Annotated in this window: 17 protein-coding genes and 3 tRNA genes; 14 read left to right on the top strand and 6 right to left on the bottom strand. The window is 62.6% G+C overall.

The window, feature by feature from the left end; genetic code table 11:
* Window positions 1-131 precede the first annotated feature (131 nt).
* The gene (locus ACK41V_RS14200; RefSeq protein ID WP_409783248.1) at window positions 132-1,016 is read right to left on the bottom strand and encodes a LysR family transcriptional regulator; all 885 of its coding nucleotides are present in this window, start codon (window positions 1,014-1,016) and stop codon (window positions 132-134) included.
* Between the two features lie 266 nt (window positions 1,017-1,282).
* Between ACK41V_RS14200 and ACK41V_RS14195 the strand changes: the two genes are divergently transcribed.
* The 11 genes from ACK41V_RS14195 to ACK41V_RS14145 all read left to right on the top strand — a co-directional run bounded on the left by ACK41V_RS14195 (window position 1,283) and on the right by ACK41V_RS14145 (window position 11,536).
* Window positions 1,283-2,488: a CaiB/BaiF CoA transferase family protein gene (locus ACK41V_RS14195; RefSeq protein WP_409783247.1), complete on the top strand. Its 1,206-nt coding sequence runs from the start codon at window positions 1,283-1,285 to the stop codon at window positions 2,486-2,488.
* Window positions 2,485-3,468 carry a hydroxymethylglutaryl-CoA lyase gene (locus ACK41V_RS14190; protein ID WP_409783246.1) on the top strand — a complete coding sequence of 328 codons (984 nt, stop codon included), beginning with the start codon at window positions 2,485-2,487 and terminating at the stop codon, window positions 3,466-3,468. The genes ACK41V_RS14195 and ACK41V_RS14190 overlap by 4 nt, the downstream gene beginning before the upstream one ends.
* Window positions 3,469-3,506: 38 nt before the next feature.
* A complete protein-coding gene (locus ACK41V_RS14185; protein ID WP_409783245.1) occupies window positions 3,507-4,487 on the top strand; it encodes a Bug family tripartite tricarboxylate transporter substrate binding protein in 981 nt (326 codons plus the stop codon).
* A 97-nt stretch (window positions 4,488-4,584) separates the two neighbouring features.
* The gene (gene uvrC, locus ACK41V_RS14180) at window positions 4,585-6,573 is read left to right on the top strand and encodes an excinuclease ABC subunit UvrC (RefSeq protein ID WP_409783244.1); all 1,989 of its coding nucleotides are present in this window, start codon (window positions 4,585-4,587) and stop codon (window positions 6,571-6,573) included.
* Window positions 6,574-6,643: 70 nt separating this feature from the next.
* The gene (gene pgsA, locus ACK41V_RS14175) at window positions 6,644-7,210 is read left to right on the top strand and encodes a CDP-diacylglycerol--glycerol-3-phosphate 3-phosphatidyltransferase (RefSeq protein WP_409783243.1); all 567 of its coding nucleotides are present in this window, start codon (window positions 6,644-6,646) and stop codon (window positions 7,208-7,210) included.
* Window positions 7,211-7,280: 70 nt separating this feature from the next.
* On the top strand, window positions 7,281-8,381 hold the full coding sequence (locus ACK41V_RS14170) for a tartrate dehydrogenase (RefSeq protein ID WP_409783242.1): 1,101 nt from the start codon (window positions 7,281-7,283) through the stop codon (window positions 8,379-8,381).
* Between the two features lie 296 nt (window positions 8,382-8,677).
* The gene (locus ACK41V_RS14165) at window positions 8,678-8,950 is read left to right on the top strand and encodes an HU family DNA-binding protein (RefSeq protein ID WP_056164954.1); all 273 of its coding nucleotides are present in this window, start codon (window positions 8,678-8,680) and stop codon (window positions 8,948-8,950) included.
* A gap of 15 nt (window positions 8,951-8,965) precedes the next feature.
* A tRNA-Val gene (locus tag ACK41V_RS14160) sits at window positions 8,966-9,041 on the top strand.
* Between the two features lie 61 nt (window positions 9,042-9,102).
* Window positions 9,103-11,034: a SurA N-terminal domain-containing protein gene (locus ACK41V_RS14155; RefSeq protein ID WP_409783241.1), complete on the top strand. Its 1,932-nt coding sequence runs from the start codon at window positions 9,103-9,105 to the stop codon at window positions 11,032-11,034.
* Between the two features lie 48 nt (window positions 11,035-11,082).
* A tRNA-His gene (locus tag ACK41V_RS14150) sits at window positions 11,083-11,158 on the top strand.
* A 174-nt stretch (window positions 11,159-11,332) separates the two neighbouring features.
* Window positions 11,333-11,536 (top strand): hypothetical protein, encoded by a 204-nt coding sequence (locus ACK41V_RS14145; RefSeq protein ID WP_409783240.1) that lies wholly within the window; start codon window positions 11,333-11,335, stop codon window positions 11,534-11,536.
* A 140-nt stretch (window positions 11,537-11,676) separates the two neighbouring features.
* Here ACK41V_RS14145 and ACK41V_RS14140 read toward each other — a convergent pair.
* Window positions 11,677-11,753, bottom strand: a tRNA-Arg gene (locus tag ACK41V_RS14140).
* A 187-nt stretch (window positions 11,754-11,940) separates the two neighbouring features.
* Between ACK41V_RS14140 and ACK41V_RS14135 the strand changes: the two genes are divergently transcribed.
* Window positions 11,941-13,674 (top strand): cation:proton antiporter, encoded by a 1,734-nt coding sequence (locus tag ACK41V_RS14135; protein WP_409783239.1) that lies wholly within the window; start codon window positions 11,941-11,943, stop codon window positions 13,672-13,674.
* Between the two features lie 314 nt (window positions 13,675-13,988).
* Here ACK41V_RS14135 and ACK41V_RS14130 read toward each other — a convergent pair whose 3' ends face one another.
* From ACK41V_RS14130 to ACK41V_RS14115, 4 genes are all read right to left on the bottom strand, one after another.
* Window positions 13,989-15,860: a M14 family metallocarboxypeptidase gene (locus ACK41V_RS14130; protein ID WP_409783238.1), complete on the bottom strand. Its 1,872-nt coding sequence runs from the start codon at window positions 15,858-15,860 to the stop codon at window positions 13,989-13,991.
* Between the two features lie 167 nt (window positions 15,861-16,027).
* Window positions 16,028-17,086 carry an endonuclease/exonuclease/phosphatase family protein gene (locus ACK41V_RS14125; RefSeq protein ID WP_409783237.1) on the bottom strand — a complete coding sequence of 353 codons (1,059 nt, stop codon included), beginning with the start codon at window positions 17,084-17,086 and terminating at the stop codon, window positions 16,028-16,030.
* A 117-nt stretch (window positions 17,087-17,203) separates the two neighbouring features.
* Window positions 17,204-17,794, bottom strand: coding sequence for a nucleoside-diphosphate sugar epimerase (locus tag ACK41V_RS14120; RefSeq protein ID WP_409783236.1), 591 nt, complete (start codon window positions 17,792-17,794; stop codon window positions 17,204-17,206).
* Between the two features lie 73 nt (window positions 17,795-17,867).
* Window positions 17,868-19,715 (bottom strand): DEAD/DEAH box helicase, encoded by a 1,848-nt coding sequence (locus ACK41V_RS14115; RefSeq protein WP_409783235.1) that lies wholly within the window; start codon window positions 19,713-19,715, stop codon window positions 17,868-17,870.
* A gap of 250 nt (window positions 19,716-19,965) precedes the next feature.
* Here ACK41V_RS14115 and ettA point away from each other — a divergent pair, with 250 nt between their 5' ends.
* Together ettA and ACK41V_RS14105 are read left to right on the top strand one after the other, a co-directional pair.
* Window positions 19,966-21,627 (top strand): energy-dependent translational throttle protein EttA, encoded by a 1,662-nt coding sequence (ettA, locus tag ACK41V_RS14110; RefSeq protein ID WP_409783234.1) that lies wholly within the window; start codon window positions 19,966-19,968, stop codon window positions 21,625-21,627.
* 54 nt (window positions 21,628-21,681) lie between these two features.
* Window positions 21,682-22,469 (top strand): DUF1631 family protein (locus tag ACK41V_RS14105; protein WP_409783233.1); only part of this gene is annotated, 788 nt, incomplete at its 3' end.

Genomic DNA, 22,469 nt, shown 5'->3' with positions numbered 1-22,469 from the left:
GGGTAGCCGCGCAAGGGCCGCCCCGCCGTTGAGACGGCGCTTCGCTTGCGTGCGCTGGCTCAGTCCCCCTGCCCGCATTGCGCAGCAATGCGAGAGCGGGGGGAAGGCCCGCAGGGCCTCAGGGGGGCGTTTCATCGTGCGCGCAAATGCTCCACCAACAGCCGGGCAACGCTGGAGAGCGATTCTTCAGACCGCACACACAGCGCCAGTCGCCGCTGCGCCCAGGGTTCGTTCAGTGTGACGGTGCGGATGGCCAGCGTGCCCTGGTACAGCGCAGCACTGCCACGCGGCATCACCCCCACGCCCAGGCCCGCGTTCACCATCAGGCACAGCGCGTCGTAGCTGGTGACCTGCATGCGCAAGCGCAGCGGCAGGCCCGCCTCGGCGGCGGCGCGCGTCAGCTGGTTGTTGATGGCGCTGTTGGGGTGCGCGCCGACAAAATCGAAAGGCAGGGCGTCTTCCAGCCGCACGGACTTGCGCCGTGCCAGCGCGTGGCCGGTGGGCACCACCAGCACCAGTTCATCGCTGCGGTACGGGAGCAGCGTCACGCGTTCGCCGTAAGTGCCTTCGTTCAGGATGCCGATGTCGGCTGCGTTCTCGGCCACGGAATGGGCTATCGCGCTGCTGATCTGCTCCTGCAGTCGCACATCCACCTGCGGGTGTCGCGCCAAAAAACTTTGCAGCTCGGCGGGCAAAAACTGCGTGATGGCCGAAATGTTGGCCACCACCCGCACATGGCCGCGCACGCCGGTGCCGTATTCGCGCATTTGCGTGGCGATGCCATCGAGGTCGTTGAGCACGCCCCGCGCCAGGTTCAGCAGCGCAAAGGCGGCGGCAGTGGGCTCGGTGCCCTTGTTGCTGCGCGTGAAAAGGTCGACGCGCAAGGCCGATTCCAGGTCGGCCAACCGGCGGCTCACCGCCGATGCCGCCAGGTGCTCGCGCGCGGCGGCGGCGGCGATGGTGTTTTCTTCCATCACAGCCACAAACAGGCGCAGGGAGACGGGGTCGAGTTTCATGGAGGGTGGATGGTAAGGCAGCGCAAGGCCAAGTCTTCGCCATGCCGGTTTGCGATGGCGACCTGTTGCATGAGCGTTTTGCAGGCGAGGCGACTGTGCGCATCATTCGCGCCAACAAGCCAAGGGTTCATGGGATATGAATCACCCCCATACCGTTCAGGCTGAGCTTGTCGAAGCCCTGCGCCGCGCTTCGACAGGCTCCGCGTGACCGGGTTGGGGCGCATTGGGCCACTTGGTATCAGACCCCGCAGGAGACACACATTTCCATGGATTCCATCGCCTCCCCCGCCGCGCTGCACGGTGTGCGCGTCATCGAAATGGGCCAGCTCATCGCCGGGCCCTTCTGCGGCAAGACACTGGGCGAGTTTGGCGCCGACGTGATCAAGATCGAGGCACCGGAGACCGGCGACCCGCTGCGCAACTGGCGCCTGATCAAGGAAGGCACTTCCGTCTGGTGGCAGGTGCAGTCGCGCAACAAGCGCTCGGTGGCGCTGGACCTGCGCCAGAAAGAAGGCCAAGCCATCGCCCGCCAACTGATTGCCGAGGCGGACGTGCTGGTCGAGAACTTCCGCCCCGGCACGCTCGAGGGCTGGGGCATGTCGCCCGACGAGCTGCACGCGATCAACCCCGGCCTGGTCATGCTGCGCATCTCAGGCTACGGCCAGACGGGCCCCTACCGCGATCTTCCGGGTTTTGGCGCCATTGGCGAGGCCATGGGCGGCCTGCGCCACCTGACGGGCGAACCCGGCCGCGTGCCAGTGCGCGTGGGCGTGTCGATTGGCGACACGCTGGCGGCGCTCCACGGCACCATCGGCGTGCTCACGGCGCTGTACCACCGCAAGGTCAACGGCGGCAAAGGCCAGGTGATTGACGTGGCGCTGCACGAGGCGGTGTTCAACGTGATGGAGAGCCTGATCCCTGAATACAGCGCGTTTGGTGCGGTGCGCGAGGCCGCGGGCAGCGCGCTGCCGGGCATTGCGCCCAGCAACGCCTACCCGTGCACCGACGGCTGGGTGCTGGTGGCGGGCAATGGCGACAGCATCTTCAAGCGCCTGATGGACGCGATTGGCCGTGCCGACCTGGGGGCCGCCCCCGACCTGGGCGACAACGCAGGCCGCGTAGCGCGCGTCGAAGAAATCGACGCCGCCATCGGCAAGTGGAGCGCGCAGCGCACCGTGCAGCAGGTGCTGGACGCACTGGGCACCGCCCGCGTGCCCGCAGGCAAGGTCTACACCGCCAAGGACATTGCCGAAGACCCGCATTACCGCGCCCGCGACATGCTGCTGACCCAGCAGACGCGCGATGGCTACAGCGTGGAAGTGCCGGGCATCGTGCCCAAACTATCGGCCACGCCGGGGACCATCCGCAGCAGTGCGCCGCACCTGGGGGATGACACGGATGCCGTGCTGGCCGAGGCTGGGTTGACGACAGAACAGATTGCGCTGCTGCGCAGCAAGGGGGTGATCCAATGAGTACGTCCCACACCGTGTGGCAGGGTGCGAACCGGCGCATCCACATGCAGGAAGTCGGGCTGCGTGACGGCCTGCAGATGGAAAAGGCCTTTGTGCCCACGGCCGACAAAATTGCAATGTGCAATGCGCTGTCAGCAGCGGGCTTGTCGAAGATCGAGGTGACCTCGTTCACCTCGCCCACGGCCATCCCGGCGCTGAAAGACGCCGAAGTGGTGATGCGCGAGATCACCCGCCGCCCCGGCACCGTCTACACCGCGCTGGTGCCCAACCAACGCGGGGCAGAGCGCGCCATCGAATCGCGCACGGATGAGCTGAACCTCGTCATGTCGGTCAGCGCCACCCACAATCTGGCCAACCTGCGCATGACGCAGGAGCAGTCGTTTGCGGCGCTGGTGCAGGTGGTGGCCATGGCGCAGAGTGCCCAGGTGTCAGTCAACGTATCTCTGTCGTGTGTGTTTGGCTGCCCCATGGAGGGCGATGTGCCCGAGGCCGATGTATTTGGCTGGGTGCAACGCTTTGTGGACCGGGGCGTGCGCGGCATCACGCTGTGCGACACCACCGGCATGGCCTACCCCACGCAGGTGCACCAGCTCACGGCAGCGGCCCGCGCGCGCTGGCCGGGTGTGGAGTTCACCCTGCATTTCCACAACACACGCGGCATGGGCCTGGCCAATGTGCTGGCGTCTATCGACGCAGGCGCAGACCGGTTCGATGCCTCGCTGGGCGGCCTGGGCGGCTGCCCTTATGCACCGGGTGCCAGCGGCAATGTGTGCAGCGAAGAAATCGTGCACGCGCTGGCGTTGATGGGGTACGACACCGGGGTGGACTTGGACCAACTCGTGGCAGCGGCGCAGCAGTTGCCTGCGCTCATCGGCCACGACATTCCCAGCCAGATCGCCAAGGCGGGCCCGCGCCTGGCGTTGCACCCGGTGCCTGCCGATTTCGACGCGATCCGCGAACGGGCGCTCACGCGTTCCTAGAGTTTTTAATTTTTCAGCAACAACAAGGAGACAGAGACATGAACATCACCCGCAAACAATTCACCACCATCGCCCTGGGGGCGTTGGCAACGGCCCTGTGCACCGGCGCCTTGGCCCAGGGCACCTACCCCACCAAAAATGTGACCATGGTGGTGCCCACCGCCGCAGGTGGCACCACCGATCTGTCGGCCCGCATGCTGGCCCAGGCGCTGGCCCCGGTGCTGGGCCAGTCGGTCATCGTGGACAACAAGGGCGGTGGCAACGGCAACATTGCTGCCAGCATCGTCAAACGTGCCGAACCCGATGGCTACACCGTGTTCATGCAGTACTCGGGCTACCACGTCATCTCGCCCCACATCACCAAGCAAAAGCAGTGGGACCAGGCGGACTTTCAACCCGTGGCCAATGTCATCTCGGCCCCGCAAATCATCGTGGTGCGCAATGACCTGCCGGTGAAGACACTGGCCGAACTCATCGCCTATGCCAAGGCCAACCCCGGCAAGCTCAACTACGCGTCGTCGGGCAATGGGTCGCTGCAGCATGTGACCGGTGCCATGCTGGAACAACAAGGCGCCATCAAGATGGTGCACGTGCCCTACAAAGGCACTGGCCCCGCGCTGCAGGATCTGCTGGGCGGCCAGGTGGATCTGACGTTTGGCACCGCGCCGCCGTTCATGCCCCACATTGCCAGCGGCAAGCTGCGCGTGCTGGCCGTGACCGGCAAAGAGCGCCTGCCCAGCCTGCCCGACGTGCCCACCACGGCCGAGGCGGGTTACCCCAAGGTCGATGCGACGTCGTGGTTTGCGTTGTTTGTGCCCGCTGCGGTGCCCAAGCCGGTGGTGGACAAGCTCACCGCCGACATCCGCACCGTGGTGCAAAGCGCCGCCTTCAAGCAAAAGGCGCTGGAGCAGGGCTCCACGGCCGACTACCAGACCCCGGCGCAGCTGGGTGACAAGGTCAAGGCCGACCTTGCCAACTGGGCGTCGGTGGTGAAAAGCTCGAAGATCGAAGCGGAGTAATGGTCAAATTGGCCGCTAGCGCTTGATAGGTAAGCGCTAGCAGCTATTTATTTGATAGTGGGTAGGCCATGCTGCGCGCGGGGCCACAATACGCGCCATGTCCCATTCCGAAGAACTTCTGGCGCAGGTGGCTGCGCTGCCTGCACTGCCCGGTGTCTACCGCTATTTCGACGCCCAGGGCGCGCTGCTGTATGTGGGCAAGGCGCGGCACCTGAAGCGCCGCGTTTCGAGCTATTTCACCAAGAACCATGGCGGCACGCGCATCGGCCACATGGTCAGCAAGATCGTCCGCATGGAGACCACGGTGGTGCGCTCCGAGGCCGAGGCGCTGCTGCTCGAAAACAACCTCATCAAGTCGCTGAACCCCAAGTTCAACATCCTGTTCAGGGACGACAAGAGTTATCCGTATCTCAAGATCACGGGCACCGCGGCCGGTACAGGTGATGCGCCGGGTCAGAAGTTTCCGCGCATGGCGTACTACCGGGGGTCGGTGGACAAGCGCCATCGGTACTTCGGCCCGTACCCCAGCGCCTGGGCGGTCAAGGAAACGATCCAGCTGCTGCAAAAGGTGTTTCGCCTGCGCACCTGCGAGGACACGGTGTTTGCCAACCGCACGCGGCCCTGCCTGCTGTTTCAGATCAAGCGCTGCACGGGCCCGTGTGTGAACCTGATCTCGCCTGAGGCCTACGCCGCCGATGTCTCGCACGCTGAGGCCCTGCTGCGCGGCGAAACGCAGGAGGTGCTGCAGGCCATGGAGGCGCGGATGATGGCGCACTCCGACAAACTCGAATTTGAACAAGCGGCCGAGGTGCGCAACCAGATCCAGGCGCTGTCGCGTGTGCTGCACCAGCAATCCATCGAAATTGCGGACGACAAGGACGTGGACATCCTGGCTGTGCGTGTGCAAGGCGGCCGCGCCTGCGTGAACCTGGCCATGGTGCGCGGCGGGCGGCATCTGGGGGACCGGCCGTACTTCCCGGTGCATGTGGAGGATGCGGCCGCTGTGTTTGAGGAAGAGGGCGATGACGGCGCCCCGACCAAGCCGGTTCGCCGGGTCGAGGTGCTTGTGCTCGAAGCCTTCATCGCCCAGCACTACATCGGCGTGCCGGTACCGCCGGTGCTGGTGACCAGCGAGCCGGTGGACAAGGCGCTGCTGGAGGCACTGGGCGACCAGAGTGGTGTGCGCGTCACCGCCATCCATCAACCCCGCGAACAACGCCGCGCCTGGCTGGACATGGCGCAGAAGAACGCCGACCTGCAACTGGCCCGGCTGCTGGCCGAAGAAGGATCGCAACAGGCCCGCACCCGTGCTCTGGTCGAAGCGTTGGACCTGCCGCCCGAAGACCTGGACCAACTCACCATCGAGTGTTTTGACATCTCGCACACGGGCGGTGAATCCACGCAGGCGTCTTGCGTGGTGTTTCACCACCACAAGATGCAGAGCAGCGAATACCGCCGCTACAAGATCGAAGGCATCACCGGTGGAGACGACTATGCCGCCATGCGCCAGGTGTTGACGCGTCGCTACAGCAAGGTGGCCGAGGCCGCGCGCGAAGCGGGGGGCATCGACTTTGCGGCCGCACCACCGCCGGATACATCCAATACCGACGGCGCGGTCAAGCCGAAAGGCGTGGCGCGTCTGCCCGACCTCGTTCTCATTGACGGTGGCAAAGGCCAGGTGGGGGTGGCGCGGGAAGTGTTCACCGCGCTGGGTCTGGACTTGACCCGCATCGTGGGCGTCGAAAAAGGCGAAGGCCGCAAGGTGGGACTGGAAGAACTGGTGTTCGCGGATGGGCGCGAAAAGGTCTACCTGGGCAAGGATTCGGCCGCACTGATGCTGGTGGCGCAGATCCGCGACGAAGCGCACCGTTTTGCCATCACCGGCATGCGCGCCGCGCGCGCCAAGGTGCGCGTGGGCGGCGGCCAACTGGAGGAGATTGCAGGCGTGGGGCCCAAGAAGCGTGCACGTTTGCTGCAGCGGTTTGGCGGGGTGCGTGGGGTGGCGTCTGCCAGTGTGGAAGACCTGATCAGGGTGGATGGCATCTCGCGCGAGCTGGCGGAAGAGATCTACCGGGCGTTGCGCTGAGGACCAGAGGCACCACGGCTAATTTCGCACACGCCGCAATTCGCCGTGTTGCCATGACACAATCGCCGCCATGTTCTGGACTATCCCCACCTTGATGACCTGGACGCGCATCGTCGCGATACCCTTGATCGTGGGGGTTTTCTACGCGCCGCTAGACCCGGCCATGCGCAACCTGATTGCCACCGTGATGTTTGTGGTGTTTGCCGCCACCGACTGGTTGGACGGCTACCTGGCCCGCAAGCTCAACCAGACCTCGTCGTTTGGTGCTTTTCTGGACCCGGTGGCCGACAAGTTTCTGGTGTGTGCATCGCTCCTGGTGCTGGTGCATCTGCAGCGCGCGGATGTGTTTGTGGCGCTCATCATCATCGGCCGCGAGATCGCCATCTCGGCCCTGCGCGAGTGGATGGCGCAGATTGGCGCCAGCAAGAGCGTGGCCGTGCACATGATCGGCAAGGTCAAGACGACCGTGCAGATGGTGGCCATTCCCTTCCTGCTGTACGACGCGCGCCTGTTCGGCGTGATTGACACCGGCGTGTGGGGCACCTGGCTGATCTGGGCATCTGCAGTGCTCACGGTCTGGTCCATGGTGTATTACCTGCAGAAGGCGCTCCCTGAAATACGGGCTCGCGTCAAGTAAATTTCAAGTCATTTGTGCCTCTGGCGCTTGATGGATAAGCGCTGGTAGCTATATTTTCAGGAGCGTTTGAATGGCGAAACATCGCATTGCAGTCATTGCCGGTGACGGCATCGGTAAGGAAGTCATGCCCGAGGGCCTGCGCGTGATGGACGCCGCAGCGCGCCAATTTGGCATCGACCTGCAGTTCGACCATTTCGATTTTTCAAGCTGGGACTATTACGAGAAGCACGGCAAGATGCTGCCCGACAACTGGAAGGAGCAGATCGGCGGCCACGAAGCCATTTACTTTGGTGCCGTGGGCTGGCCCGAGAAGATTGCCGACCATGTCTCGCTGTGGGGCTCGCTGCTCTTGTTTCGCCGCGAGTTCGACCAGTATGTCAACCTGCGCCCCGCGCGTCTCATGCCCGGTGTGATCGCCCCCGTGGTGCGGCGCGATGGGTCGCCCCGTCTGCCGGGTGAAATCGACATGTTCATCGTGCGCGAGAACACCGAGGGCGAGTACTCCAGCATTGGTGGCCGCATGTACGAAGGCACCCCGCGCGAGATCGTGATGCAGGAGACGGTGATGTCCCGCCAGGGCGTGGACCGCGTGCTGAAGTTCGCGTTTGAATTGGCGCAGTCGCGCCCAAAGAAGCACCTGACGAGTGCCACCAAATCCAACGGCATCGCCATCACCATGCCCTACTGGGACGAGCGTGTGGCCGAGATGGCCAAGTCGTATCCGGATGTGAAAGTCGACAAGTTCCACATCGACATCCTCACAGCGCATTTTGTGCAGCGCCCCGATTTCTTTGACGTGGTGGTGGCCAGCAATCTGTTCGGCGACATCCTCAGTGACCTGGGCCCGGCCTGCACTGGCACCATCGGCATTGCGCCCAGCGCCAACTTGAACCCCACGCGCACCATGCCCTCGTTGTTCGAGCCGGTGCACGGCTCGGCGCCCGATATAGCGGGGCAGGGCATTGCCAACCCCATCGGCCAGATCTGGTGCGGCGCGATGATGCTGGATTTTCTGGGTTATCGCCCCGCACACGACGCCGTTTTGGCCGCCATAGAGTCCGTCCTCGACCCCAAAAGCGGCGGCCCGCGCACGGCAGATTTGGGTGGCACCGCCAGTACGCAAGACGTTGGAAAAGCCATTGCCGAGGCTTTATCGAGCTTTGGGGGTTGATGGCGCTGAAGTGTCAATACGGAATGCTGCCCATACGGCGTGTTTGAGACAAAAACAGCCTGCAAGCCCTGTCGCAGCGTGAAATGCGACTAGAATTCATTCCAACGCTGCCTCAAAACAGCGTGTTGTATTGACACCCGGAAACTCGATGGCTTTAATCTGATGCAGCAGCACCTGCTGTGTATGCCAGTCATTCCCCCGTCCAATCACCACCAGCCCCAAGGGCTGTGCTTTTTGACGTGTGAAGACCAGATATCCGCGAGATATTCCATCAACTCTTTTCCGAGAGGCTTCTTGTGAACAAAACCGAACTGATTGAGCACATCGCTACCAACGCCGACATCTCCAAGGCCGCTGCGGCACGTGCTTTGGAATCCACGATCGAGGCAGTCAAGAAGACCCTGAAGAAGGGCGGTACCGTATCGCTCGTCGGTTTCGGCACTTTCGCAGTGGGCAAGCGTGCTGCTCGTACAGGTCGCAATCCCCGTACGGGCGATACGATTAAAATCAAAGCTGCTAAAGTTCCTAAGTTTCGTCCTGGCAAGGCATTGAAAGATGCCTTGAACTGAGGATCAGTTTAGGTGGGGTCCTTAGCTCAGTTGGTAGAGCGGCTCCTTTACACGGAGTAGGTCGGCGGTTCGAGACCGTCAGGACCCACCACCACCGAACAAAGGCGAACGTAAGTTCGCCTTTTGTTTTTTTGCCTTCTGAAAGATCGACCATGTTTGAATCCATCCGCAAGCACTCCAGGATCGTGATGATCTTATTGTTCTTGCTGATCATTCCTTCGTTTGTGCTGGTAGGCATCGACAGCAACTACTTCTCCGAAAAGAGCCCGGTGGTGGCACGTGTTGATGGAAACAACATCAACCAGACGGACTGGGACAATGCCCATCGCGTGGAGTCAGACCGCATACGTGCGCAGTCTCCCACGGTCGATCCCAAGCTGTTGGATTCGCCGCAAGCACGCTACGCCACCCTGGAGCGCTTGGTGCGTGACCGGGTGCTGGCTGCAGCGGCGCAAAAGATGCATTTGGTGACCACCGACGCCCGCTTGGCCCGCAGCCTGCAAGAGATTCCTGCAATTGCAGGCCTCAAGCGCGCCGATGGCACGCTGGATGCGGAGGCCTATCGGGCATTGGTCGGCAGCCAAGGCCTGACGCCAGAGGGCTTTGAAGCCAACGTGCGTCGTGATCTGTCGGTCAACCAAGTCATGGGTGGTGTGATGAGTACGGTGATCAGCACCGACGCACAAATCAAACTGGCCCTCGATCCGCTGTATCAGCGCCGTGAAATCCAGGTTGCACGCTTCAACCAGGCAGACTTTGCTTCGAAGGTGTCACCGACGGATGCTGACCTGGAAACTTATTACAAGGCGCACCCGGCGCTGTTCCAGCAACTGGAGCAAGCCGCGGTTGAATATCTGGTGCTCGATGTCGATAGCGTGCGTGCAGGCATTACGCTCAATGAAGATGATTTGCGTACTTATTACAAAGAAAACGTAGAGCGTCTGGCGGGCAAAGAAGAGCGTCGTGCGAGCCACATCCTGATCAATGCCTCAAAAGATGCGCCCGCTGCGGACCGTGAAAAGGCCAAGGCTCGCGCCACACAGTTGCTGGAGCAGGTGCGCAAGGCCCCCGCCACTTTTGGTGACGTCGCCAAGAAGTCGTCTGACGACACAGGCTCGGCAGCCCTGGGCGGTGACCTGAATTTCTTTGGCCGTGGTGCGATGGTCAAGCCGTTTGAAGATGCTGCTTTTGCGTTGAAGAAGGGCGAGATCAGTAACGTGGTCGAATCTGATTTTGGCTTCCATATCATCCAGCTCACGGACATCAAGACGCCGCGTCAACCAACGTTCGAAGAGCTGCGGCCATCCATGGAAACCGAGCTGAAGCAGCAGCAGGCCCAGCGCAAGTTTGCCGAAGTGGCCGAGACATTTACCAACGGTGTGTATGAACAGGCCGATAGCCTGCAGCCCGTGGCTGAGAAGTTGAAACTCAAGATCCAGACGGCAACGGGCGTCACCCGCACACCCGTTCCAGGCGCTGTGGGCCCGTTGGCCAATGGCAAGTTTCTGGAAGCCCTGTTTTCTTCAGACTCATTGCAGAACAAGCGCAACACTGAGGCTGTCGAAGTGGGTCCTAGCCAAATGGTGTCCGGTCGGGTGACCACCTACACGCCCGCCCGCACGTTGCCGCTGGAAGAAGTGCGCGCCCGTGTTCGCAGCCTGTACGTTGCAGAGAAGGCGGCTGAACTCGCGCGTGCTGAAGGCGAATCAAAGCTGACCGCTTGGAAGGCTGCTCCGGCATCTGCCGCAGGTTTGGCCGCGGCGGTAGAGATATCGCGTGAGCAGCCTCAGAACCTCCCTCGCCCTGTGGTTGACGCCGCATTGCGTGCGCCCGCTGACGCCTTGCCCGGATGGGTGGGTGTAGACCTGGGTGCCCAAGGTTATGCCGTCGTCAAGGTCAACCGGGTGGTTCCGCGCCAGGCGCCTGATGCAGCACGCGCAGTGCAAGAGCGCCAGCAATACCTGCAATGGTGGACCACAGCGGAAGGCATGGCTTACTATGAGATGCTCAAACAACGCTTCAAGGTCCAGATCAAGGCGCCACGTCCGACCAGCGCCACAGCGCAGGCTGCGGTAGAAAATTGAACGTTTTGGCTCTGGAGTGAAAATCCCGGGCTATAATACAAAGCTACGGTGGCTGTAGCTCAGTTGGTAGAGTCCAGGATTGTGATTCCTGTTGTCGTGGGTTCGAGCCCCATCAGCCACCCCAAATAAGTAAAAGCCTTGCAACGTTCTGCGTCGCAAGGCTTTTTGCTTTTCGCCGACTGGAAACTGACTGGATTTAAGTGCGCGTGTGCTTATTTTGTCGGCCATTTGAAGGGGTGTTGTCTGCTCAGGCCATGGCGCACCGCATACTGCGTGCTCTACCTTTCAGGAGCTTCAGATGAGCCTTGTGATTCGCGATGCGTCGCCCAGTGAAAAACGTGGCAACGCCATGTCCGCAGCCCTTGCCAAGGAGCAACTGGAGTATGCGGTCCAGATCGTGCAGGAGGTCCTGCCTAAAAGCGCAGGAGATGGTGCTTTGATCGGTGCGGTGATGCAGGCGATCGCGATGAACTACGCCGCCGTTCCCCAACCGAACCGTTAACGGAGTGGCAGAGAAGCCTCAGCATCGTTTTTGAATGGCGCTTGCTTGCGCTGAACAACGCTGTTGCGGCTCAGCAAGTGTTTTGCTCATGGCGCAAGATATTGAAAGCGACTGATGCAGGCGAGCAATCAAAATGTGCCTGGCCTGCCCGGAGGGACTCGAACCCCCGACCTATAGCTTAGAAGGCTATTGCTCTATCCAGTTGAGCTACGGGCAGATGGGCTTTCGGCTGTGGTGCCTACTCGCGGAGCGGAAGGGTACTTCCGCGGCTGCGTTGGGCGCAGTGCGTGGATCATACCCGGCCTGTGGCGCCGATCCTCCGGCTGTCCGCGCGATTTTGCGGTAGCGTAGGTGTTGAGGTTATAACGGGAGCGCGCACCCGCGCATCTATACCGCTCACTTCCATGCCACACAGCGTCACACTCATCCACACCATCGCCGCAGCGCTGGGACTGGCGCTTGCGCTGGGTTTTGTTGCTACGCGTTTGCGGCTTCCGGCGTTGGTGGGCTACCTTTTGGCGGGGGTGGTGCTGGGGCCCTTCACTCCGGGCTTTGTGGCCGACGCTGCCATGGCGAGCCAGTTGGCAGAAATAGGGGTCATGTTGCTGATGTTTGGCGTCGGCCTGCATTTTTCGTTCGGAGACCTGCTGGCGGTGCGCAAGATCGCGGTTCCTGGCGCGGTGGTCCAGATGATGGTTGCAACGGCATTGGGAATGGCCCTGGCCATGTGGTGGGGGTGGGGCTTGGGTGGCGCGCTGGTGTTTGGCCTGGCGCTTTCTGTGGCCAGCACAGTAGTGCTACTGAGAGCATTGGAGACGCTCGGCATTCTCGATACACACACCGGCCGCATTGCGGTGGGGTGGCTGGTGGTGGAGGACCTTGCCATGGTGTTGGTCCTGGTGTTGCTGCCGCCACTGGCGGGTTGGCTGGGCGGCACCACGGCTGAGGTAGATGGCGCGACGCTTTGGCAGACCCTGGGTTGGACCTTGCTTCAGGTCGGCGGGTTTGTAGCGCTGATGCTTTTGGTGGGGCGTCGCTTGTTTACTTGGGTTCTTTGGCAGGTTGCGCGCACAGGATCGCGTGAGTTGTTCACCCTGTGTGTGGTCGCTGCGGCCGTAGGCATTGCTTTTGGGTCGGCAGCCTTGTTTGGGGTGTCGTTCGCTTTGGGCGCTTTTTTTGCGGGCATGGTGATGCGCGAGTCGGAGTTCAGCCACCGTGCTGCCCAGGAGTCGCTTCCGCTGCGAGACGCTTTTGCCGTACTTTTTTTCGTGTCGGTCGGCATGTTGTTCAACCCTGCCGTGTTGTGGGACCGCCCCCTGCAAGTGATCGCGGTGGTGGCGATCATCATGGTAGGGAAGACATTGGCTGCCGCGGCACTCGTGCTCGCGTTTCGATACCCGCTCAACACCGCACTCACCGTGTCCGCCAGCTTGGCGCAGATCGGGGAGTTTTCGTTCATCCTGGTGGCGCTCGGGTCTTCGCTGGGGTTGCTGCCGCCCGAAGGGGCGAGCTTGGTGTTGGCCGGGGCACTCTTTTCCATGGCGCTCAATCCCTTGCTTTTTCATGCGATTGCACCGCTGCAGGCCTGGTTGCTCGCGCGGTCGGCGTTGGCCCGTCGGCTGGAGCAGCGCGATGACCCGCTGGCGGAGTTGCCGATGAGCACGGATTCGCGTTATCTCGCGCGGCAGGTAGTCCTGGTGGGTTATGGACGGGTGGGGCGTCGGGTAGCAAACGCTTTGGCGGCAAGCGACATTCCTTTTGTGGTCGCTGAGCAAAACCGCGAACTGGTGGAAACATTGCGCGCTGCGGGTATCGCCGCTGTTTTTGGCGATGCCACCGATCCAGCCGTGCTGATCCAGGCCCATATCGCACGGGCGGCGATGCTGGTGATCGCCACCCCAGACACCCTGAATGTGCGGCAGATCATTGAAACTGCCAAAACGCTGAACCCCGCCATAGAAACGGTGGTTCGCAGCCAGGGCGAGGAAGAAGCCCGTGTATTGCGGCAGGATTGGGACAGCACCGTGTTTGTCGCCGACGAAGCGCTGGCACAAGCGATGTCCAGGCATGTGCTGGAGCGTACGGAGGCGCGCTTGGCGCGGCACACTTCGCCAGCGCCGCTGCACGAGCGGGGCTGAAAATCTATATAAAAATGGCCTCTAGCGCTTGATGCATAAGCGCTGGTAGCTATTAATTTGATACTAAATCGACCTGTTCGGATTCAGTGCGCCTGTTGGGCGGTGGTCCGCACGTTGTCTGCCGTCTGACCGAACAAGACCTTGCGCAGCGCGCCGGTGAGCGTGCCGCAGCTACTGCTCAGCGCCAACCCTCGCTGCACCGCAGGCAGCGCCGCCCCAGTGCAGGGGGCCAACGCTTGAGACAGGCGCAACGCCTCCCCCCGGCGGAACACCAGCAAGCGCGCAGCAACGCGCCCGACAGGTCATCGCAAAACCTATTCGTTTTCTTCAAACACCAGGGACGGGGTAGACATGACCCGTGCTGTTTGCCCCAGCTCCTCAATCAAGCGGTTGGCAAAATAGCTGTTCTGCGTGTCGGGTTCCAGCGCTGCGACCGCCAAGTTGGCGCGTGGCTGGTTCAGCGGCACATAGAAGCTCCCGGCGGGAACGTCAATTGCGCTGCGAACCGGCGATACCTGCACACGCACAATCCCTGAGCCTCCGGCAATGGTGCCAATCACGTCCTGACGGTCGCCCGATTCGCGTGCAGTCTCGCGGTAGGTGTCGGCCAGTACGGAGCCGGACTCTGCGATGCGCAGCACCTGCAGTCCGAGCAGCTTGAGGCGTTCGACCGCGGTCGTTGAACTTGCTGCCAGCCAATAGCCGCAGGGCCGTGCACGTGTTTTCGTGGGGCGCAACGTCAATGACGAATTCCAGTCAACACGAATGGCCTTGTCTGCGCCCGTTTCGGGGTCCAGAAAGTCCAGATCGCGTTGGGTGGGGGTGGCCGCAGCTTCGATCACCACTTGATCGCGGCACGCCTGGGCGCTGATGTCCCGCACCACAAAAGACCGCACTTGCTCCAGATTGGCAGCCCGGTCTGCTGTGCTGCGCAGCGCGCTGGTGATGGCCGTGACCTGTGCGTGCACGCGCCGCTGAATGTGCATGCGACCGATACCTACACCGCGCGTTTCGATCAGGAGACTCACGGTGTTTTTGAGGCCGTTGACATTGCGTCCGGTGTCGGGCTGCGTGCCGCCCATCGAAATGCGCTTGTCGTCCGGGTTGGTCGACGTGGTGTAGTACCAGTCACTTGTCAGGCCTTGGCCTTTGAGCGCCGCCACCATGGGCTGGTGGTACCACTCCTGGGACGCTTTGGTCAGAAACTCTGGGTAGTTGGCTGTGGTGGTGTACTGCAACAACGCGTCATAGCGCTGGATGGCGTTGAATTTTTGCAGGTACCGGCCCACCACGGTGTATTCATGCGCGTCGACCACGAGGATGGGGCGGTAGTCGTTGACTACCTGGGCCAGGGCACGGGCTTCGGGGGTGTTCAGCAGCAGATGGTCGCGGTTCATGTCCACGCCATTGGCGGTGACCCGGGTGCTGGCGGCCGCACCGTCCGGGTTGGCACGGGGCACCACGATGACGTTGATGCGATCCAGCAGAGGCTCCAGCAGACCTTGCGTCAGCTCGCGGCTGACCACCAGCAGTGCTTCGCCACCCGCTGGTTCATCACCATGCTGCTGGCCGATCAGAACCACGGTCGGGCGACCGCTGGATTCCAGCGTTGCCGGGTCTGTGTTTGCCGCGCGTGTGGCCACCACACCCAGGATAGGTTCGCCGCGCTGCGACATCCCCAGGTTGAGCAGCTTGGTGCGCGTGGCGCCGGACTGGGCGGAGTCGGTGAGTGAGCGCAGCCATTGGCTTAACTCGGCATTGGTGGTGAACGCCCTGCGGTCTTGCCCCAGGCCCGGCGTGCTGTAGGCCATGGACGGGTCAGGAAACCGGGCTGCCACCGCTGCGCCATAGGGTGGCGCCATCGGCCCTTCGTTCTGCACCAACAAGGGTGCCGGAGGGGGCAAGGGGCTGGCTATAACCGCGGGTTGCGGTGGCTGCGGCGGCTGGCCCAGGGGTGTTGGTACAACCGTACCCTGCTGTGCGCGCGGCACCGGCGCGGGGGCGGTCGGCCGCTGGGCTGTTTGTGAGGATGGCCAGGGTGGGAGGGGGGTACTCGAACAAGCCGTCAGCAGCACTGCTGCCAGTACCGCAGTGGCTTTCCAGGGCAGGGGCCGTGACGGCGTGTGTGTTGCAGCTGAGGCCGGGGAGTTTGAAGGCCTGCGGCTGATGAAGGTTTGCATGGTCATGGTGGTTTCTGCCGATGGATGCCACGCGGGGCGGCGTTTGTTACGGGGATGTTACCTGCGTGTACCCACCTCGCCGTGTCAGCGTACATCCCGTTGCAAACCGGCGGTTGACAGAAATTCTCACCGGCCCGCCAAGCCCTAGAGGCCAATCTTGGTGGGGTTGCAGGCTACAACGCACCCGAAACAACTGGTGGAGGCGGGGCCTGCATTTGTACGCGCAGCAACGCCCGGACGAAGCCGTGGTCGGAGCGCGTGCGGTCCCGGCCTTCGTGCAAGTGGTCATTGAAATAGTCCACCCGGCGCACGTCGCCCACGCTGTTGCGCCCATTGGGCAAAAACTCTTCACTCACCAGGATTTGGTCCAGCACATAGGGCGCTCCCTGGTGAATGTGGGAGTAAGCCACGTCCTTCTTCAGCGCCATCTCGCCCTGCAGGTCGTAAGCATTGAACAGCGCTACGTCGCGGGCCGAGCGGTCGTACGCGATCTCGGTGGTCGCACAGATGAGCTGTGTGGTCACGCTGTCGGGCGTGTCGTTGAAGTCCCCCATCACCACCAGCGGCACGCTGGTGCGCTCCAGCAGGTCGATCACCAAGCAGCGCAGGGCCATGGCCTCAGCGCCACGCATCACCAGCGAGCGCAGGGAGGCAAGGGCTGCCACCTTGCGGTCATCCTTGTCCTCCAGCGCGCGGCCCTGCGCGTCTTGCAAAAACTTGGGGCGCTTGGATTTGAGGTGGGCGGTGAGCACGTTCACTGGCTGGCCGTGCTTCATGCGCAGTGTGGCCACCATGGGTGGGCGCTCAAAGCGCGTGTGCATCCCCAGGCCCGGAACTTCTACCTGGAAGGCTGGCGGAAAGTCGGCGAACGACTGCACGGCCTCTACTTTGAGCCGTGTGGCCATGCCTACGCGGGGCGTGCCCTGGGCGCCTTGGTGTGTGGCATCGTTCTCGGCGCCTGGCACCGAGACGAAGTCATACCGAAGACCGCTGTGTGAGAGCGCCTCCTTGAAGGCAGTTTCATCCCACACTTCCTGCACTGCCAGTACATCGGCATTCAGCATGCGAAACCGACCCCCCAGCCACTCCACCTTACGCTCGTATTCCGCACGGGTGTATGCATCCTGGTTGGGGTAGAACACGCGCCCGGCGTTGGCCAGATTGAGCACGTTGCAGGTGGCCACCATCAGGGTGGCCAGTGGCGGACGGGTGTCGAGAAGGTTGGGGCGCATGGGATGGGCGAAGAGCCCCGGTGCGGGCAGTGGCTGGAGGTAGGGCCATCCTAGCGGCTTTGTGTCGCGCGCCGTGGGATCCGGGTAGTCAAGCCATCGCAGGCGTTGCCATGGCCACTACTCCAGCGCGTCACCCTGCACTATCTGAGTCTCTGGTGTCCCGTGTGTCTTTCCGGCCAGTACGGCTCGCACCAATGCCCGCGCCACGTCTGCACCCGGTCGGGCGCGGTAGTTCGCAGGGATCACGGGGTCTAGCCACTGAAACGCCTTGATGGACAGCGACTCGGCCGGGCGTGCCGCCTGGCCCAGGGTCTGGCGTTCGCCCAGAAGCAGCGAGGGCCGCGCAATCACCAGCGTGGCAAAGCCCAGCTCTTGCAGAGCCTGTTCGACTTCGCCCTTGACGCGGTTATAGAAAATTCGTGAGTGGGCATTGGCGCCCATGGCGGTGACTACGCCGCAGCGCGTGGCGCCAGCGGCCCGCGCTGCGCGCGCTGTGGTCAGGACGGCATCGTGGTCCACGGCGCGAAACGCTTGCTGACTGCCTGCGGCTGCGATGGTGGTGCCGAGCGTAATGATCACGTCGTCCACACGGGGCAGGGCGGGAATACGGGGATTCGCAGCCAAGGCTGCGAAATCCACGGCATGCAGATGCAGCCGTGGGTGTGTGATGTCCGGCACACGCCGACCCTGGGCATGCAAGGCATGCACTTCGGGTGGTAGCGCCCCTTCGGGCGCCGTCTTTGCTGATGTTGGGTGGGTTGTCGCTTTTGGTGCTGACGAATCAGCGGCCAAAAGAGCCGCGAGAGCCGCCCGGCCCACGAGGCCCGTTGCCCCGGCCACCAGAACCACCCGTACCTCCGCCATAGCCGCCACCTCCCGAGTTGCCGCGATAACCGCCACCACCGCCGCCGCCACGGCGGCCACCGCCGCCCATGCTGTCCACGCTGGTGCGCATCGGATCTGGCTGGCCGCCGGCGGCATGGCCCGAGGCGCGATTGCCAGGGTTGCTGTGGCCCGATTGCGTGCCCAGATGGGCGTTCATGCGAGGCGGCTGCGAGTCGTCGTAGCGATTGCCGCCACCGCCACCGTCATATCCGCCGCCACCACCGCCACCGGAACGGCCGCGTGCAGGAGCCTGGCCACCGGCGCGTGCGCCGCCGCCCTGGCCGCCACCACCGGCACGGCCGCCGCGCGGGCCATTGCCACCGCCACCACCGCCGCCAGCACTTGCGCCGCCACCGGCACGTCCGCCACGGGCACCGCCGCCGCCACCATTGCCGCCGCCTGCACGGGGGCCGCGTTCACCGCCGCCACCACCAGCGCTAGCACCGGCACCCTGACCGGCCTTGTTGGTGCGGATGCGGTCCATCATTTCGCTGCGGGCGGCCTTGGCGGCGGCCTGCATCACGTCACGGCTTGGAGGCTTGCCTGCGCCACCCCAGATGGTCTGGCGGCCCATGGCAATGGGCTCGGCCTTCTCGCCAGCGTCGGGGCCGAAGCCTTCGATGATCTGGACCGGAATCTGCTGCTTGGTGAAGCGCTCGATGTCCATCATGAAGCCTTCTTCGTCCATGCAGACCAGGCTCACGGCTTCACCGGTGGCGCCAGCACGGCCGGTGCGGCCAATGCGGTGCACGTAGTCTTCGGAGACGTTGGGGATTTCATAGTTGACGACATGTGGCAAGTCATCAATGTCGATACCGCGCGCTGCGATGTCGGTGGCCACGAGGGCGCGGATGTCGCCACTCTTGAAACCAGCCAGGGCCTGTGTGCGGGCGCTTTGGCTCTTGTTGCCATGCAGGGCCATGGCTTGCACGCCATTTTTGGTCAAAAATTCGGCCACGTTGTTGGCGCCGAACTTGGTGCGGGTGAACACCAGCACCTGGCTCCAGTTGTGCTGCTGGATGATGTGCAGCAGCACTTGTTTCTTCTTGCCACGGCCCACAGGGTGGATCACCTGGGTGATGCGCTGCACTGTGGTGTTGCTGGGCGTGACCTGGATGCTCTGGGGGTTCTTGAGCAGGGTGTTGGCCAGGTCGCGGATTTCATCGCTGAAGGTGGCCGAGAACAGCAGGCTCTGCTTTTCGCGGGGCACCAGGGCCAATACCTTCTTCACGTCGTGGATGAAGCCCATGTCCAGCATGCGGTCGGCTTCATCGAGCACCAGCACCTGCACGGTCGACAGGTCCAAGAAACCCTGTTGCTGCAGGTCCAGCAGGCGGCCCGGAGTGGCCACGAGAATGTCCACGCCGCGCTTGACGCGATCAATCTGTGGGTTCATGCCAACACCGCCGAACACGACGGTGGAGTTGATGTCGAGGTATTTGCCGTACTCGCGTACGGATTCTTCTACCTGAGCGGCCAGTTCACGCGTAGGGGTCAGCACCAGAGCGCGGATGCCCTTGCCGCCAAATTTGTTCTTGGGCGCAGCGCTTTGCGAGAGGCGGTGCAGCATGGGCAGGGTGAACGCGGCGGTCTTGCCGGTCCCGGTCTGCGCGCCTGCTAGCAGGTCATGGCCTGCCAGCACGGCTGGAATGGCCTGTGCCTGAATGGGTGTGGGGGTTTCGTAGCCCGTTTCGTGCACGGCCTTCAGGATGGCAGGAGCCAGATTCAGTTCGTCAAATGTCATGTCGTTGGATGCGCCCGTCCGGGACGCTGGGTATCGGCCTGTCGTAGCAACCGGGTGGGTTGCCGAGCCAGTCTAAGGCTGATGAGGTTCAAAGGTGGGAGCCCGGAATTTGCTTCCTTCGTCCCCAGCAGTGTGCTGATGTGACGGGCAACTGGAGCCCGCAACGGAAGATATTGTCGCATGGCCCGATAATCACGGTTTGCGCGCAGAATTTCTTCTGCCCACTTTCGCAGGTTTAAGACACAAGCAAATGGCCCAATACGTATTTTCCATGAACCGCGTCGGCAAGATCGTGCCGCCCAAGCGCCAGATTCTTAAAGACATTTCCCTGAGTTTCTTCCCGGGCGCCAAGATCGGTGTGTTGGGCACGAACGGCTCTGGCAAGTCCACCTTGCTCAAGATCATGGCCGGTGTGGATAAGGAAATTGAAGGCGAAGCCATCCCCATGGCGGGTCTGAACATCGGCTACCTGCCCCAGGAGCCCCAGCTCGACCCAGAGCAGACAGTTCGGGAAAGCGTGGAAGCGGCCATGGGCCGTGTGTTCACCGCCAAGGCCCGCTTGGAAGAGGTGTACACCGCCTACGGTGAAGAAAACGCCGATTTCGACGCCTTGGCCGCCGAGCAGGCCGAGCTCGAAGCCATCATCGCTACCGCCGGGACTGACTCGGAGCACCAGCTTGAAATCGCTGCCGACGCTCTGCGCCTGCCCCCATGGGATGCCAAGGTCGGCCTGCTGTCCGGCGGTGAAAAGCGCCGCGTAGCCCTGTGCCGCCTGCTGCTGTCCAAGCCCGACATGCTGCTGCTCGACGAACCCACCAACCACTTGGACGCCGAATCCGTGGATTGGCTGGAGCAATTTCTGCAGCGCTACTCGGGCACCGTGGTGGCCATCACCCATGACCGCTACTTCCTCGACAATGCGGCCGAGTGGATCCTGGAACTGGACCGTGGCTCCGGCATTCCCTACAAGGGCAACTACAGCGACTGGCTGACCCAGAAGCAGGCCCGCCTGGAGCAGGAGCAAAAGGGCGAAGAATCGCGCGCCAAGGCCCTTAAGAAGGAGCTGGAATGGTCGCGCCAGAACCCCAAGGCCCGCCAGGCCAAGAGCAAGGCCCGCCTGGCCCGCTTTGAGGAACTGTCGGACTTCGAGTACCAAAAACGCAACGAAACCAACGAAATCTTTATCCCCGTGGCTGACCGCTTGGGCCATGAAGTGATCGAGTTTGAAAACGTCACTAAGTCCTTTGGTGATCGCGTGCTCATCGACAACCTGAGCTTCAAGGTGCCCGCTGGCGCCATCGTCGGCATCATCGGCCCCAACGGCGCCGGTAAATCCACACTGTTCCGCATGATCGCGGGCAAGCAGGCACCCGACAGCGGCACCGTCAAGATTGGCTCCACCGTAAAGATGGCCTTTGTCGATCAAAACCGCGACGATTTGGCCAATGAAAAGACGGTGTGGGAGGACGTCTCGGGTGGCCTCGATATCCTGAACGTGGGCAAGTTCCAGATGGCCAGCCGTGCATACTGTGGCCGCTTCAATTTCAATGGAGGCGACCAGCAAAAGCGCGTCGGCTCGCTGTCCGGTGGTGAGCGGGGCCGTCTGCACTTGGCTAAAACCCTGATTGCGGGCGGCAACGTCCTGATGCTTGATGAGCCGTCGAACGATCTGGACGTGGAAACCCTGCGGGCCCTGGAAGATGCGTTGCTCGAATTCGCTGGGTCCATCATGGTCATCAGCCATGATCGCTGGTTCCTTGACCGCATCGCCACGCACATCCTGGCCTGCGAAGGCGACAGCCAGTGGACGTTTTTTGACGGCAATTACCAGGAATACGAAGCGGACAAGAAAAAGCGCCTGGGTGAAGAGGGTGCTAAACCCAAGCGGATGCGGTTCAAAGCGCTCAAATAAGGCGTCAGGTCAAGTAGCATTGCAGCCGGAAGTTTTTTTCTTTCCATCCCCACCATGTCCCAGACAGCGCCTCGTCCGAAAGCCATTTTCCGCGCCTGTGTTGTCAACGCTGTGCGTGGCGGCGAGGCGCTCATGGGGGAACTGGTCAAGGTCACGCAAGGGGCCCTCACAGGGGAAGAGTCCAACAACCGCAATATCCAGCAACGCAACCTGATCAGCGACAGCCTGCGTTTTCTGAACCAGCACGAGGCAGCGCTGGTCAAGGGCTACCCCATGGCGCTGCTGGAGATCTTTGCGGAGGGGCCCGCCGCTTCTAAAGGGCGGACGGCCGATGACACCGGCATGGATTTTGGCGAACTCTCCCTCATGGATGAGAGTGAGATGCAAGCCCAGGTGGAGCTTTCCAAAGCCCAGCAGTCGGCCTTGCATGCCACCGATGCAGTGTTGGCAGAACTCAACACCCTAGTGAGTGCCGCGCAGGGGTTGCGCAGCGTGCAGCCCGAGCGCAACCCGTTGCGCCCCGAAAGTTACATCCGGGCATTGCAGCAGGTCGTGGGCGAAACAGGCGTGTCGCCCGAGGTGCGCCAGCTCTGGATGCAGCACATGCGCGATCTGCTCGGCAAGCTGCTGGTCGAGGAGTACAAAAAAACCGCAGCCAGCTTGCGTGAACATGGTGTACAGCCCGTGGGGTATGCCGTGCTGGGCACGCCCGCTGGGGCGAGCGGCGGTGGCGGGCGCGGTGGGCAAGGCAGTGGTTACGGTGGCACGGGATACGGCGGAGGCTATGGTGGCCCCAGTGGGCCGGGCACGGGCTACGGAGGGGGTTACTCCGGCTATGGCCC

The sequence above is a fragment of the Acidovorax sp. genome (assembly GCF_046291265.1).
GTDB lineage: Bacteria > Pseudomonadota > Gammaproteobacteria > Burkholderiales > Burkholderiaceae_C > Acidovorax.
Note: the sequence above shows the minus strand (reverse complement) of the source record. Positions and strands in the feature narration are given on the sequence as shown.

Excerpts from the sequence above, each read along its gene's own strand:
- ACK41V_RS14190 (WP_409783246.1), top strand. The coding sequence starts at position 2,485 with ATGAGTACGTCCCACACCGTGTGGCAGGGTGCGAACCGGCGCATCCAC.
- ACK41V_RS14155 (WP_409783241.1), top strand. The coding sequence starts at position 9,103 with ATGTTTGAATCCATCCGCAAGCACTCCAGGATCGTGATGATCTTATTG.
- ACK41V_RS14115 (WP_409783235.1), bottom strand. The coding sequence starts at position 19,715 with ATGACATTTGACGAACTGAATCTGGCTCCTGCCATCCTGAAGGCCGTG.
- ACK41V_RS14195 (WP_409783247.1), top strand. The coding sequence starts at position 1,283 with ATGGATTCCATCGCCTCCCCCGCCGCGCTGCACGGTGTGCGCGTCATC.
- ACK41V_RS14145 (WP_409783240.1), top strand. The coding sequence starts at position 11,333 with ATGAGCCTTGTGATTCGCGATGCGTCGCCCAGTGAAAAACGTGGCAAC.
- ACK41V_RS14125 (WP_409783237.1), bottom strand. The coding sequence starts at position 17,086 with ATGCGCCCCAACCTTCTCGACACCCGTCCGCCACTGGCCACCCTGATG.
- ACK41V_RS14170 (WP_409783242.1), top strand. The coding sequence starts at position 7,281 with ATGGCGAAACATCGCATTGCAGTCATTGCCGGTGACGGCATCGGTAAG.
- ettA (WP_409783234.1), top strand. The coding sequence starts at position 19,966 with ATGGCCCAATACGTATTTTCCATGAACCGCGTCGGCAAGATCGTGCCG.
- uvrC (WP_409783244.1), top strand. The coding sequence starts at position 4,585 with ATGTCCCATTCCGAAGAACTTCTGGCGCAGGTGGCTGCGCTGCCTGCA.
- pgsA (WP_409783243.1), top strand. The coding sequence starts at position 6,644 with ATGTTCTGGACTATCCCCACCTTGATGACCTGGACGCGCATCGTCGCG.
- ACK41V_RS14135 (WP_409783239.1), top strand. The coding sequence starts at position 11,941 with ATGCCACACAGCGTCACACTCATCCACACCATCGCCGCAGCGCTGGGA.
- ACK41V_RS14200 (WP_409783248.1), bottom strand. The coding sequence starts at position 1,016 with ATGAAACTCGACCCCGTCTCCCTGCGCCTGTTTGTGGCTGTGATGGAA.
- ACK41V_RS14130 (WP_409783238.1), bottom strand. The coding sequence starts at position 15,860 with ATGACCATGCAAACCTTCATCAGCCGCAGGCCTTCAAACTCCCCGGCC.
- ACK41V_RS14185 (WP_409783245.1), top strand. The coding sequence starts at position 3,507 with ATGAACATCACCCGCAAACAATTCACCACCATCGCCCTGGGGGCGTTG.